This is a genomic window from Serratia sp. C2(1), from assembly GCF_036352655.1.
Lineage (GTDB): Bacteria > Pseudomonadota > Gammaproteobacteria > Enterobacterales > Enterobacteriaceae > Serratia > Serratia inhibens.
Genome location: NZ_JAZFBA010000002.1, coordinates 100,671 through 114,424, shown reverse-complemented (window position 1 = coordinate 114,424; position 13,754 = coordinate 100,671). Strand labels below are relative to the sequence as shown.

The 13,754-nt window shown below is 53.9% G+C and carries 13 protein-coding genes and 2 tRNA genes; 1 reads left to right on the top strand and 14 read right to left on the bottom strand.

Annotation, left to right across the window (positions count from 1 at the left end; translation table 11 throughout):
• Positions 1-142: 142 nt before the first annotated feature.
• The 13 genes from rpsO to rlmE all read right to left on the bottom strand — a co-directional run bounded on the left by rpsO (position 143) and on the right by rlmE (position 12,647).
• The gene (gene rpsO / locus V2S86_RS16090) at positions 143-412 is read right to left on the bottom strand and encodes a 30S ribosomal protein S15 (protein WP_004933502.1); all 270 of its coding nucleotides are present in this window, start codon (positions 410-412) and stop codon (positions 143-145) included.
• A gap of 123 nt (positions 413-535) precedes the next feature.
• Positions 536-1,480 (bottom strand): tRNA pseudouridine(55) synthase TruB, encoded by a 945-nt coding sequence (gene truB / locus V2S86_RS16085; RefSeq protein ID WP_212558299.1) that lies wholly within the window; start codon positions 1,478-1,480, stop codon positions 536-538.
• Complete coding sequence (gene rbfA, locus V2S86_RS16080) at positions 1,480-1,890, bottom strand: 30S ribosome-binding factor RbfA (RefSeq protein WP_004952863.1); 411 nt, start codon at positions 1,888-1,890, stop codon at positions 1,480-1,482. The genes truB and rbfA overlap by 1 nt, the downstream gene beginning before the upstream one ends.
• A 68-nt stretch (positions 1,891-1,958) precedes the next feature.
• The gene (infB, locus tag V2S86_RS16075) at positions 1,959-4,646 is read right to left on the bottom strand and encodes a translation initiation factor IF-2 (protein WP_004952860.1); all 2,688 of its coding nucleotides are present in this window, start codon (positions 4,644-4,646) and stop codon (positions 1,959-1,961) included.
• A 24-nt stretch (positions 4,647-4,670) separates the two neighbouring features.
• Positions 4,671-6,179 carry a transcription termination factor NusA gene (gene nusA / locus V2S86_RS16070; protein ID WP_004952855.1) on the bottom strand — a complete coding sequence of 503 codons (1,509 nt, stop codon included), beginning with the start codon at positions 6,177-6,179 and terminating at the stop codon, positions 4,671-4,673.
• Between the two features lie 21 nt (positions 6,180-6,200).
• Positions 6,201-6,653 (bottom strand): ribosome maturation factor RimP, encoded by a 453-nt coding sequence (rimP, locus tag V2S86_RS16065; protein ID WP_004952852.1) that lies wholly within the window; start codon positions 6,651-6,653, stop codon positions 6,201-6,203.
• A 217-nt stretch (positions 6,654-6,870) separates the two neighbouring features.
• A tRNA-Met gene (locus V2S86_RS16060) sits at positions 6,871-6,947 on the bottom strand.
• Positions 6,948-7,007: 60 nt separating this feature from the next.
• Positions 7,008-7,094: transfer RNA gene (locus V2S86_RS16055), tRNA-Leu, on the bottom strand.
• 77 nt (positions 7,095-7,171) lie between these two features.
• Complete coding sequence (gene secG, locus V2S86_RS16050; protein ID WP_006317502.1) at positions 7,172-7,507, bottom strand: preprotein translocase subunit SecG; 336 nt, start codon at positions 7,505-7,507, stop codon at positions 7,172-7,174.
• 251 nt (positions 7,508-7,758) lie between these two features.
• Positions 7,759-9,096, bottom strand: a complete 1,338-nt coding sequence (gene glmM, locus V2S86_RS16045) for a phosphoglucosamine mutase (protein ID WP_330763271.1) — start codon at positions 9,094-9,096, stop codon at positions 7,759-7,761.
• Positions 9,097-9,103: 7 nt separating this feature from the next.
• Positions 9,104-9,937 carry a dihydropteroate synthase gene (gene folP / locus V2S86_RS16040; protein WP_330763270.1) on the bottom strand — a complete coding sequence of 278 codons (834 nt, stop codon included), beginning with the start codon at positions 9,935-9,937 and terminating at the stop codon, positions 9,104-9,106.
• 92 nt (positions 9,938-10,029) lie between these two features.
• Positions 10,030-11,961, bottom strand: coding sequence for an ATP-dependent zinc metalloprotease FtsH (ftsH, locus tag V2S86_RS16035; protein ID WP_006317499.1), 1,932 nt, complete (start codon positions 11,959-11,961; stop codon positions 10,030-10,032).
• Between the two features lie 56 nt (positions 11,962-12,017).
• Positions 12,018-12,647: a 23S rRNA (uridine(2552)-2'-O)-methyltransferase RlmE gene (rlmE, locus tag V2S86_RS16030; RefSeq protein WP_004952836.1), complete on the bottom strand. Its 630-nt coding sequence runs from the start codon at positions 12,645-12,647 to the stop codon at positions 12,018-12,020.
• A gap of 142 nt (positions 12,648-12,789) precedes the next feature.
• Here rlmE and yhbY point away from each other — a divergent pair, with 142 nt between their 5' ends.
• Complete coding sequence (gene yhbY / locus V2S86_RS16025) at positions 12,790-13,083, top strand: ribosome assembly RNA-binding protein YhbY (RefSeq protein ID WP_004933536.1); 294 nt, start codon at positions 12,790-12,792, stop codon at positions 13,081-13,083.
• A gap of 114 nt (positions 13,084-13,197) precedes the next feature.
• On the opposite strand, the gene greA is transcribed toward yhbY, so the two are convergent.
• A complete protein-coding gene (greA, locus tag V2S86_RS16020) occupies positions 13,198-13,674 on the bottom strand; it encodes a transcription elongation factor GreA (RefSeq protein ID WP_006317498.1) in 477 nt (158 codons plus the stop codon).
• Between the last annotated feature and the right edge of the window lie 80 nt (positions 13,675-13,754).

Genomic DNA, 13,754 nt, shown 5'->3' with positions numbered 1-13,754 from the left:
AGACAAAGCCTCTCATTAGCCGCGCGAACCTCTGTAACGGAAGAACCTGTTTGGAAACATCAGTAATACATTAACCTGATTTGCTTATGCTTCCTAGAAGAAAGGGGCCAAAATAGGCCCCTTTCCGCTGAAACTTGCTAGATTAGCGACGCAGACCCAGACGCTCGATCAGGCTGGTGTAACGTGCTACATCTTTACGCTTCAGGTAGTCCAGCAGCTTACGACGCTGAGAAACCATACGCAGCAGACCACGACGGCTGTGGTGATCTTTTTTGTGTTCTGAGAAGTGGCCTTGCAGATGGTTGATCTGCGCAGTCAACAGGGCAACCTGAACTTCGGTAGAACCGCTGTCGTTAGTACCACGACCAAAATCAGCTACGATTTGAGCTTTAGCTTCAACACTTAGAGACATTGTCATACTCCAGATTATAGATAATAAATACAGGCGCCGATCTCTAATTCAGCAACCCAATGCATAAGCTGCGCCATTCTACTCTTAGCGCAGTGCGATCGCAAGGCAGTGCGTTTTCTACCCTCAGTCGAAATGTTCGACTACCAGGCGGCGCGGCGCTACGCGACCGTCATCGGCGATGTCGCCGACGCCGATAAATTTACGCTCTTCACCTTCAGTCATTCGCACCATGCCCGAGGCCGGTGCGCCGGCAACTTGTACCGGTTGCCCCTGCTTGACGTAACCCGCAACGACGGGCAGCAAATTCACTTCCGGGTAGTTTTCTACCGGGCTGTCCATCGGCATCAGCAACGGATCGAGCAACTCGCCAGGCGCGATGTCTTGTGCCTGAGCCTGCTCCAGCAACGCATTCAACTGTTCAAGCGTGACCATGCGTTCGATTGGATAAGTCGCTACCTGCAAGCGACGCAGATAGATCACGTGCGCGCCGCAGCCCAGCAATTCGCCGAGATCATCGGTGATAGTGCGGATGTAGGTGCCTTTCGAGCAATGAATTTCCAACTCCAGCTCATCCCCTTCCCAGCGAATGAACTGCAGTTCATAAACCGTGATGCTGCGCGCTTCACGCGGTACTTCGATACCCTGGCGTGCATACTCATAGAGTTTCTTGCCCTGATACTTCAGCGCCGAGTACATCGACGGCACCTGCTTGATATCGCCACGGAAACTGTCCAGTGCCGCATCAAGTTGCGCCTGAGTGAAGTTCACCGGGCGCTCTTGCACAATCTGGCCGTCCGCATCCGAGGTGTCAGTGCGCTGACCCAGCCTGGCAATGACACGATAGCGTTTATCGGAGTCGAGCAGGAATTGCGAGAATTTGGTCGCCTCGCCCAGGCAGATCGGCAGCATGCCGGTCGCCAGCGGATCGAGCGCGCCGGTGTGGCCCGCGCGATTGGCGTTATAAAGGCGTTTCACTTTTTGCAAAGCGTCGTTGGACGACAGGCCCTGCGGTTTGTCCAGCAACAATACGCCGTGAATATCACGGCCACGGCGACGAGGGCGACTCATTAAGCCTCCTCGTCATCGCCTGATGCGGAACGGCGTTCGGCGTCGTTTTTCACCACGTTAGTCACCAGGTTGGACATGCGCATGCCTTCCACCAGTGAGTTGTCGTACGCGAAGGTCAGCTCAGGCACCACGCGCAGACGCATGGCTTTGCCCAGCAGCGTGCGGATGTAGCCGGAAGCGTCTTCCAGAGCTTTAATGCCTTTAGGTACCAGATCCGGATCGGCGTTTTCGGTCAACACGTTCAGGAAGGTGACGTAAACCTTGGCGTACGCCAAATCGCGAGAAACTTCTACACCAGAAACGGTAGCCATGCCGATACGCGGGTCTTTGACTTCACGCTGCAGAATGATAGCAATCTCTTTTTGCATCTCTTGTGCCACGCGCTGACCGCGGCTGAATTCTTTTGCCATTATGGATTCTCCAGACAAATCGGGGGGCACAAGGCCCCCCGGAACAGACTTAAGCAGATGTGCAAGCGTTAAGCGATGGTGCGTTGAATCTCAATGATTTCGAACACTTCGATCATGTCGCCGACGCGCACGTCGTTGTAGTTCTTAACGCCGATACCACATTCCATGCCGTTACGGACTTCGTTAACGTCATCTTTGAAGCGGCGCAGGGATTCCAGCTCGCCTTCATAGATAACCACGTTGTCGCGCAGGACGCGGATTGGGTTGTGACGCTTGATTGTCCCTTCGGTAACCATACAACCTGCGATGGCGCCGAATTTCGGTGATTTGAACACGTCACGCACTGCGGCCAGACCGATAATCTGCTGCTTGTACTCAGGCGCCAGCATACCGCTCATCGCCTGCTTCACTTCGTCGATCAGGTTATAGATCACGGAGTAGTAACGCAGATCCAGGCTTTCTGCTTCAATCACGCGGCGCGCAGAAGCGTCGGCACGGACGTTGAAGCCCAAGATGATGGCATTGGAAGCCGCTGCCAGCGTAGCGTCGGTTTCGGTGATACCCCCTACGCCGGAGCCAACAATCTTCACTTTCACTTCATCGGTAGAGAGTTTCTGCAGTGATTCGCTAATCGCTTCACAAGAACCCTGTACGTCGGACTTCAGTACGATGTTCAGCTCAGAAACTTCACCGTCGGTCATGTTGGCGAACATGTTTTCCAGTTTAGATTTCTGCTGACGTGCCAGCTTAACTTCACGGAACTTGCCTTGACGGTACAGCGCAACTTCACGCGCTTTCTTCTCGTCACGCACCACGGTCGCTTCATCACCGGCGGCAGGAACGCTGGACAGGCCCAAGATCTCAACCGGAATAGAAGGACCGGCAGAGGTCACTTCGCGACCCAGTTCGTCACGCATCGCACGTACACGGCCGTATTCGAAGCCACACAGAACGATATCGCCTTTGTTCAGCGTACCTTCCTGCACCAGCACGGTAGCAACCGGACCACGACCTTTATCCAGGAAGGATTCAATAACCACGCCGCTGGCCATGCCGCTGCGTACGGCTTTCAGTTCGAGAACTTCAGCCTGCAACAGGATAGCGTTCAACAGTTCGTCGATACCGGTACCGGCTTTCGCAGATACGTGAACGAACTGTGCTTCGCCGCCCCACTCTTCCGGCATAACGCCGTACTGGGACAGTTCCTGCTTAACGCGATCCGGATCGGCTTCCGGTTTGTCAATTTTGTTCACTGCAACGACCAACGGTACCTTCGCTGCTTTCGCATGCTGGATAGCTTCGATGGTTTGCGGCATCACGCCGTCGTCGGCAGCAACAACCAGAACAACGATGTCGGTCGCCTGAGCACCGCGAGCACGCATTGAAGTAAAGGCTGCGTGGCCTGGGGTATCCAGGAAGGTGATCATGCCGTTGTCGGTTTCTACGTGGTAAGCACCGATATGCTGGGTAATACCACCGGCCTCGCCTGCTGCCACCTTGGTGGAGCGGATGTAATCCAGCAGAGAAGTTTTACCGTGGTCAACGTGGCCCATGATGGTCACGACAGGTGCACGCGACTCGGCGGCAGCACCGGTATCACGGTCGCTCATCAGCGCTTCTTCCAGCTCGTTCTCACGACGCAGGATAACTTTGTGGCCCATCTCTTCGGCAACCAGCTGCGCGGTTTCCTGATCGATGACCTGGTTAATGGTGGCCATTGCGCCCAGTTTCATCATCGCTTTGATGACCTGAGAGCCTTTAACCGCCATTTTGTTAGCCAGTTCGGCTACGGTGATGGTTTCGCCGATCACAACGTCACGGTTAACCACCTGAGCCGGCTTGTTGAAGCCCTGCTGAAGGGTGCTTGGCTTACGCTTGCCTTTACCGCCACGGGTAACGGCGCGCGCTTCTTCGCGGTCTGCTTTAGACTCGGAAAGCTTGTTGCCTTTCTTCTGCTTGGTCGCTTTGCCGCCACGAGTACGGGCGCGGCGCTCGCCTTCAACTTTGGCGTCGTTTTCGTCTTCGGCTGCACGGGCGTGCTGAGAGGTGGTCACGTGGTAATCGGCTGTTTCAACCGCAGCGCTTGCCGCTTCAGCTTCAGCCCACTTCTCGCCATTCTCTTCGGCCATGCGGCGCGCTTCTTCCGCTACGCGTTTGGCGTCTTCTTCAACCTTACGGCGCACTTCCTCTTCCGCTTTACGTTTCAGTTCTGCGGCTTCGGCTTCACGGCGTGCTTTTTCTGCCTGAGCTGGCTTGGTCATTTCGTCGGTATGTTGATTGGTCACTTTTTCTTTTTCCGCTGAATTACGCTTAGCAATCTCCGCGGCCTCACGTTTGGCTTGGTCTTCGGCTGCGCGCTTTGCTTCTGCTTCGCGTTTCGCCAGCTCTTCCGCTGCGCGCTGTGCCTGCTCTTCCGCTTCACGCTGTGCCTGCTCTGCCGCTTCAGCCTGCTGGGCTTCTGGCGTATCGCGATTTACATAAGTGCGTTTCTTGCGGACTTCGATTTGCACCGATTTACTTTTACCGCCGGTGCTCGGAATATTCAAGGTGCTGCGCGTTTTGCGCTGCAACGTGAGCTTACCCGGCGCACTACCGTGTTCACGGTTAAGGTGCGCCAGTAAGGCTTCTTTCTCGTGCTGGGTTACAGAGTCTGTCTCAGACTTGTTAATCCCTGCATCAGCAAACTGCTGTACCAGGCGATCAACTGGAGTCTGAATCTCTGCTGCCAGCGATTTTACGGTTACATCTGTCGTCATGCTGTTCCTTCCTGCTACAGTTTATTACGCGTTGTCGCCAAACCAACAGATATTACGTGCGGCCATAATCAGCTCGCCGGCTTGCTCATCGCTAAGCCCTTCAATATCAGCCAGATCGTCAACACCCTGCTCGGCAAGATCTTCCAGCGTACAAACCCCACGCGCGGCCAGTTTAAAGGCCATGCTGCGCTCAAGACCCGGAAGGTTGAGCAAATCGTCAGCAGGTTTTTGGTCACCCAGGCTCTCTTCTTGGGCCAGGGCAAGCGTGGTCAATGCAGCTTTGGCGCGATCGCGCAACGCTTCAACCATATCTTCATCCAGACCGTCAATTTCCAGCAGCTCTTTGATTGGCACATAAGCCAACTCTTCCAGAGTAGAGAAGCCTTCTTCGACCAGTACGGTGGCGAAATCTTCGTCGATATCAAGATACTTGGTGAAGGTATCAATGGCGGCATGAGCTTCGGCCTGGTGCTTGGCCTGCAGATCGTCCGCCGTCATCACGTTCAGTTCCCAACGGTCATCGTCACGATGCTGTTTTAACAATTGGGAAGCCAAACGCACGTTTTGGCCATTACGGCCGATCGCCTGTGCCAGATTGCTGGCTTCAACGGCGATATCCATGGTGCAATTATCTTCATCAACCACGATAGAGGCAACGTCTGCCGGGGCCATGGCGTTGATGACGAACTGCGCAGGGTTATCATCCCACAGGATGATATCGATACGCTCACCGCCGAGTTCACTCGAAACGGCCTGAACGCGCGCACCGCGCATACCTACGCAAGCGCCGACCGGGTCGATGCGTTTGTCGTTGGTTTTCACAGCAATTTTTGCACGGGAGCCAGGATCACGGGCTGCCGCTTTAATCTCAATCACTTCTTCGCCGATTTCCGGCACTTCGATGCGGAACAGTTCTTTCAGCATCTCGGCGCTGGAGCGGCTGACGAACAGCTGTGCGCCACGAGCTTCAGGACGGACGGCGTACAATATGCCGCGAATGCGGTCGCCCGGACGGAAGTTTTCGCGCGGCAGCATGTCTTCTCGGCCAATAACCGCCTCGGCGTTGCTGCCCAGGTCCAGCGCAATGCTGTCACGGTTAACTTTCTTCACCACGCCGGTAACGATTTCACCTTCGTGCTGGCGGAAAGCGTCAACGACCATGGCGCGTTCGGCTTCACGTACTTTCTGTACGATAACCTGTTTCGCGGTTTGGGTGGTGATACGGTCAAAGGTCACAGATTCGATCTGATCTTCAATGTACCCGCCCAACTCGATGCCAGGCTCTTCGTACTGAGCGGCTTCCAGCGTGATTTCACGCGTTGGCTGGGTCACTTCATCTACGGCGACCCAACGACGGAAGGTATCGAAATCGCCGGTTTTGCGGTCAATGCTGACGCGAACCTCAATTTCCTGCTCGTATTTTTTCTTGGTTGCGGTGGCTAATGCGGTTTCCAACGCTTCGAAAATCTTCTCACGCGGAAGGGATTTTTCGTTGGAAACAGCTTCAACAACAGCCAGAATCTCTTTATTCATCCTAGTTGCCTCATCCAAACTTTAAAAGTGGGGTACCAGGTTCGCTTTCTGGATGTTGCTCAGCGCGAACACTTCATCTTTCCCTTCCACAGTAACCGTGATCATCTCGCCATCGACAGACTTAATAATGCCCTGCCATTTGCGACGGTTCTGTACGGCCATGCGCAGGACCAGGCTGACTTCTTCACCGAGGAAACGAGTATAGTGCTCAGCGGTGAACATCGGGCGATCAAGGCCAGGAGAGGAGACTTCCAAGTTGTAAGCGACTGTGATTGGTTCTTCGACGTCCAATACAGCGCTGACCTGGTGGCTGACATCAGCACAATCGTCAACATTGATGCCATTTTCACTATCAATATAGATACGGAGCGTCGATTGGCGCGCACGAATAAATTCGATGCCTACAAGCTCAAAGCCCAACGCTTCTACCGGTGCCGAAAGCATCTCTGTTAATTTTTGCTCTAATGTGGACAAGCCCACCCCCAAGACATAAAAAAAGGGCCTAATAGCCCAGTGATTCTGTTGCCAAATAACAAAAAACCCCGAAAATTCGGGGCTTTATGCAACTGGACCCTGTTTGCCGCAAAGCGGCTTCGGTGCAACTTTCTAACAAGTGCCATTTTCAAATGTTGTTCGAGAAAAGCGGATTTCAATCGAAAAGTGTATTTGAAAATAAACACTTAAAGGAAAGTGGTTGCGGGGGCCGGATTTGAACCGACGACCTTCGGGTTATGAGCCCGACGAGCTACCAGGCTGCTCCACCCCGCGTCCGAAAACGTGGCAAATACTACGCCGATAATCGCAAAATTGCAAGTTATCTCTGGGATTTGGTACCGAGGATGGGACTCGAACCCACAAGCCCGTTAGGGCACTACCACCTCAAGGTAGCGTGTCTACCAATTCCACCACCTCGGTACTGATTCTTGCTGCTAACGGCTGTTATTTTATTGAGGTAACAACAACCGTTTTCAAACTCTGTTACTGCTTGCCGCTTACTGTGGGATATCGCTGCTCGGCTTGGTTGGTGCTGCCGGTGCGGTAGTCTGCTCAGATTTCACTGGCTGACCGAGGTTTTCCCACTCGCTGCCTTTCTTGCTCTGGTTGGTGCTCAGGTTGCCCAGGATCAAACTGATGACGAAGAACAGCGCCGCCAGAACAGCCGTCATGCGGGTCATGAAGTTACCGGAACCACTCGAACCGAACAATGTGCCAGATGCACCTGCTCCGAATGAGGCTCCCATATCAGCGCCTTTACCTTGCTGCAGCATAATCAGAGCAACCAGCCCGATTGAGATCAGCAGGAAAATTACCAGAAGAGCTTCGTACATAGTTGTACCCGTATCCTTGCGGCTTCACCGCGTGCCAAATGCTTCACACCCCAAAGGCTTCTTTTCTATTAAGAAGTCGCAGGCATTGTATCAAACTGCCCACTGAAGCGGGTGTGAATACTAACCAAAGCAGCTAACCCACGCAAGGGCAATTTGCAGCCGCCGGCGCGTTTGCGGAAAAAAACACCAATAAAATTCGCAGGCTGTGTTTTCCGGGGGCTGCAAACCGCCCCCGGCTTGTCCGCGGCCCGTTAACCGGCGGACTTCACCGCATCGGCAATACGGTGCGCCAATGCGGTAACCTGCTGTTCATCCTCACCTTCCACCATCACGCGGATCAAAGGTTCAGTGCCTGATTTACGCAAAAGAACGCGGCCACGGCCAGCCAACTCGGTTTCAACCTGCTCAGCGACTTTACGCACCGCTTCAGACTCCAACGGGTTGTGCTCGCCGACAAAACGCACGTTCACCAAGATCTGCGGCAACAGTTTCATGCCGCTGCACAGATCGTGCAAACTCATGCTGTTACGCACTATCGCGGTCAGCACCTGTAGGCCGGCAATGATGCCATCGCCCGTCGTGGTTTTGTCCAACAGGATCACGTGGCCCGAGTTTTCCGCGCCAATGCGCCAGCCCAGTTCCTGCAGCTTCTCCAGTACGTAACGGTCACCCACTTTCGCACGGGCAAACGGGATACCAAGCTGCTTGAGCGCCAGTTCCAGGCCCATATTGCTCATCAACGTACCGACAGCGCCACCGCGCAACTGGCCCTGACGCAGCCCCTCACGGGCGATGATATACAGAATCTGGTCGCCATCCACCTTGTTGCCAAGGTGATCAACCATCATCACGCGATCGCCGTCTCCGTCAAAGGCCAGACCGACATGCGCTTTTTCCAGCAGTACGCGTTCTTGCAGTTGGCGAACATCGGTCGCACCGCATTTCTCATTGATATTCATGCCGTCCGGCTCAACGCCGATAGCAATCACCGTAGCGCCCAACTCACGCAACACGCTCGGTGCGATGTGGTAGGTCGCGCCGTTGGCGCAGTCCACCACGATTTTCAGGCCCTTCAGGCTCAGTTCGCTCGGGAAGGTACCCTTGCAGAATTCGATGTAACGACCGGCGGCATCGATAATCCGGCTGGCCTTGCCCAATTCGGCAGATTCCACGCAGGTCAGCGGTTTTTCCATTTCGGCTTCAATGGCTTCTTCGACATGATCCGGCAGCTTCGCACCATCAATGGAGAAGAACTTAATGCCGTTGTCGTAGAATGGGTTATGTGATGCAGAGATCACGATCCCGGCTTCAGCACGGAAGGTGCGCGTCAGATAAGCCACCGCCGGCGTCGGCATCGGGCCGGTGAACGAGGCGGATAGCCCCGCAGCGGCCAGACCGGCCTCCAGCGCCGATTCCAGCATGTAGCCTGAAATGCGGGTATCTTTGCCGATAATGATTTTGCGGGAACCGTGGCGTGCCAGCACCTTACCTGCCGCCCAACCAAGTTTCAGCACGAAATCCGGGGTAATAGGACTATCGCCGACTTTGCCACGAATACCGTCGGTACCAAAATATTTGCGCTCACTCATGTCTCTGTCATCCCTTAGCTGAAAGTGTTGCCTCGACGACACGCATCGCCTCGACGGTTTCTTTAACGTCATGCACTCTGACAATCTGTGCGCCCTGCATAGCGGCGATCACCGCACAGGCCACGCTGCCGATAACCCGCTGTTCCGGGGGTACATTCAGCAGCTGTCCAATCATCGACTTACGCGACATCCCTACCAATAGCGGCAGGCCGAAGTGATGAAACTCTGACAATCTGGCCAGCAGTTGATAATTGTGAGCCAAATTCTTACCGAAACCGAATCCTGGGTCGAGCAGCAATTTCTGATTTGTAATGCCGGCGGCATTGCAGCGTTCGATATGCTGTTGGAAAAAGGTGTTCACATCTGCAATAAGATCGTCATAGTGCGGTGCCTGCTGCATGGTACGCGGTTGCCCCTGCATATGCATCAGGCACACCGGTAGCCCGCTTTCGGCCGCCGCCGCCAATGCGCCGGGCTCCTGCAGCGAGCGAACGTCGTTTATCAGATGCGCCCCCGCCTGAGCCGACTCGCGGATCACCCCGGCTTTCGACGTATCCACCGAGATAAAAACTTCAAAACGCTGGGCAATCGCTTCGACTACGGGCACTACGCGTGCGATCTCTTCCTCTTCACTGACCTCAGCGGCTCCCGGCCTGGTCGACTCTCCGCCCACGTCAATCATGGTCGCACCGGCCGAAATCAGCGCATGCGCATGCAACAGCGCCTGATTCAGGGTGTTGTGACGGCCGCCGTCAGAAAAAGAATCCGGGGTTACGTTGAGGATCCCCATCACTCGTGGGTGGGAAAGATCGAGAGTCATGTCTCGCACGGTTAACTGCATCGCTAATTCACCTTACTGTTGCCTGGGTCACTGCCCGCCGGGCAATAAAAAACCCCGGCATGCCGGGGTTCGATGTTATTACACAGCCGAAGTTACTTGTCTAGCTGTTCAGACATGGTATTGCCTGGGTTTGGCGTGCGTGGCTCATCTACCGGCGTAGGGGCTTTTGGAGTGCCGCCGTTGTCGGAATTGCTGCCCTTGTTCACATCGTCCCAACCCGCTGGCGGACGCACATCCTTACGGTTCATCAGATCGTCGATCTGCGGCGCATCGATGGTTTCATACTTCATCAAGGCATCCTTCATTGAATGCAGGATGTCCATGTTTTCCATCAACAATGCACGCGCACGGATGTAGTTGCGTTCGATCAGGGATTTCACTTCCTGGTCGATAATGCGCGCAGTTTCATCCGACATGTGTTTCGCTTTGGCCACTGAACGGCCCAGGAACACTTCGCCCTCTTCTTCCGCATACAGCAATGGCCCCAGCTTCTCGGAGAAGCCCCATTGGGTCACCATGTTGCGGGCAATCGAGGTCGCCACTTTAATGTCGTTCGACGCACCGGTAGAAACTTTCTCTGGCCCGTAAATGATCTCTTCAGCCAGACGACCGCCGTACAGAGTAGAGATTTGGCTCTCCAACTTCTGACGACTGGCGCTGATCGCATCGCCTTCCGGCAGGAAGAAGGTGACGCCCAACGCACGGCCACGCGGAATGATAGTGACCTTGTGCACCGGATCGTGCTCAGGAACCAGACGGCCGATAATGGCGTGGCCTGCTTCATGATACGCGGTCGACTCTTTCTGCGCTTCGGTCATCACCATGGAGCGACGTTCCGCACCCATCATGATCTTGTCTTTGGCTTTTTCGAACTCAACCATCGACACGACGCGTTTGTTGCCGCGAGCGGCAAACAGCGCCGCTTCGTTGACCAGGTTGGCCAAGTCCGCACCGGAGAAGCCCGGGGTACCACGTGCAAGCACAGAAGCATCAACATCTGGAGCCAACGGCACGCGACGTGAATGCACCTTCAGGATTTGTTCACGGCCACGCACGTCCGGCAGACCCACCACGACCTGACGGTCAAAACGGCCTGGGCGCAGCAACGCCGGATCAAGCACGTCCGGACGGTTGGTCGCAGCGATGACGATAATGCCTTCATTGCCTTCAAAACCGTCCATCTCAACCAGCATTTGGTTCAGCGTTTGCTCACGTTCATCATGACCGCCACCCAGACCGGCACCACGCTGGCGACCGACGGCGTCGATTTCATCGATGAAGATGATGCACGGTGCCGCTTTCTTGGCCTGTTCGAACATGTCACGCACACGGGAAGCGCCCACACCCACAAACATTTCCACGAAGTCGGAGCCGGAAATGGTGAAGAACGGCACTTTTGCCTCGCCCGCAATGGCTTTCGCCAACAGCGTTTTACCGGTCCCCGGCGGGCCAACCATCAGCACGCCTTTCGGGATCTTGCCGCCCAATTTCTGGAAACGGCTCGGCTCGCGCAGGTATTCCACCAGTTCGCTCACTTCCTCTTTTGCTTCATCGCAACCGGCAACGTCAGCAAAAGTGGTTTTGATCTGGTCTTCCGTCAGCATACGGGCCTTGCTCTTGCCGAAGGACATCGCGCCCTTGCCGCCGCCGCCCTGCATCTGCCGCATGAAGAAGATCCAGACCCCGATCAGCAACAGCATCGGGAACCATGAAATAAAGATAGAAGCCAGCAAACTCGGCTCTTCAGGCGGTTCACCAACAACTTTCACATTTTTCGTCAACAACGTATCCAGCAACTTAGGATCGTTGACAGGGATGTAGGTCGTGTATTTGTTACTGTCTTTCTTGGTAACGTTAATTTCACGTCCGTTGATTCGCGCTTCGCGAACCTGGTCCTGGGTCAGTTCGGACATGAAGGTAGAGTAATCCACCCTACGGCCATTCGACTCGCTGGGCCCAAAGCTCTGGAATACAGACATCAACACTACCGCGATGACTAACCAGAGTATTAGGTTTTTCGCCATGTCACTCAAGGGATTAACCTCATATTACAACTGTGTTAACAAACAGCGTTAGGGTACTACAGCTTGCGCCCTGTCGCTACAATGTACACTTCGCGCGAACGTGCGCGGGAAGCGTCTGGCTTACGAATCTTAACCTTCGTAAACAGGGAGCGAATTTCCCGTAGGTACTCGTCAAAGCCATCTCCCTGGAACACCTTCACCAGGAAACTTCCGCCTGGTGCGAGGACATCACGACACATTCCCAGTGCTAATTCCACCAGATACATCGATCTCGGAATATCGACGGCCGGAGTGCCACTCATATTCGGGGCCATGTCAGACATAACCACCTGAACCTTACTTTCACCTACACGTTCCAACAGAGCTTTAAGGACCAGTTCATCACGAAAATCGCCCTGAAGGAAATCGACGCCAACGATAGGATCCATTGGCAAAATATCACAGGCGATGATGCGACCGTTACCGCCGATCTGCGTCACGACATATTGCGACCAACCGCCCGGCGCTGCACCTAAATCCACTACTGTCATGCCGGGTTTAAACAGCTTGTCACTCTGCTGTATTTCATCAAGTTTAAACCAGGCGCGCGAACGCAGTCCTTTTTTCTGCGCCTGTTGCACATATTTATCGCTAAAGTGTTCTTGTAACCAGCGACTGGAGCTAGCAGAACGCTTTTTATTAGCCATCTCGTTTTCCAACTATCATAAAAGAGTCTTATGTCAGGTTCGCTGCTCACGTAGACTCACACCGGTGAAGACCGATTTGGTGATATACATGAGATGGCGGTAGAATGTACCGTTTTCAATCCCAACTTAAGCAAAAAAGACAATGAATCTGAATAATAAACAAAAACAGCACCTGAAAGGCTTGGCGCATCCGTTAAAACCGGTTGTCATGCTGGGTAATAACGGTCTCACCGAAGGGGTGCTGGCTGAAATTGAACAGGCTCTGGAGCATCATGAGCTGATCAAGGTAAAAATCGCTGCTGAAGATCGCGAAACCAAAACCCTGATCGCCGACGCTATCGTACGTGAAACGGGTGCCTGCAACGTGCAAGTCATCGGCAGTACGCTTATTCTTTACCGCCCGTCGAAAGAGCGCAAGATCAGTCTACCGCGTTAATAAGCATTGAGTTAACGAAAAGGTGCCATGCACCTGACTCAGATAAAAGGCCGCATGCGGCCTTTTTCCTTTCTTTACAAAACCCTGGCGAATTTCTGAACGATCGGGCGTATATCAGAGATATTCAACCTTCAGGATCTCGTAATCTACATCGCCGCCCGGGGTTTTAATGACGACCACATCATCCTGCTCTTTACCGATCAAGCCGCGTGCCATGGGCGAATTTACCGAAATCAGATTTTTCTTGAAGTCGGCCTCATCGTCACCCACGATTCGGTAAGTCACTTCTTCTTCGCTATCCAGGTTCATCACCGAAACGGTGGAGCCAAAAATCACGCGGCCATTGTTTGGCATCTTGGTGATGTCGATTATCTGCGCGTTCGACAGTTTGGCTTCAATTTCCTGAATGCGTCCTTCGCAAAAACCCTGCTGTTCACGGGCAGCATGGTACTCCGCGTTTTCTTTCAAATCGCCGTGTTCACGGGCGTCAGCGATGTCCGCAATGATTTTTGGACGGCGCACGCCTTTCAGATATTCAAGCTCTTCGCGCAGTTTTTCAGCGCCAAACAAGGTCATCGGAATCTGTTTCATATAGTGAATACCTCTAAATCTTTCCTGTTCAAATAACCGTCATCCTGACGTGTTCGAATGAAAAAACGGTGGATGTATAT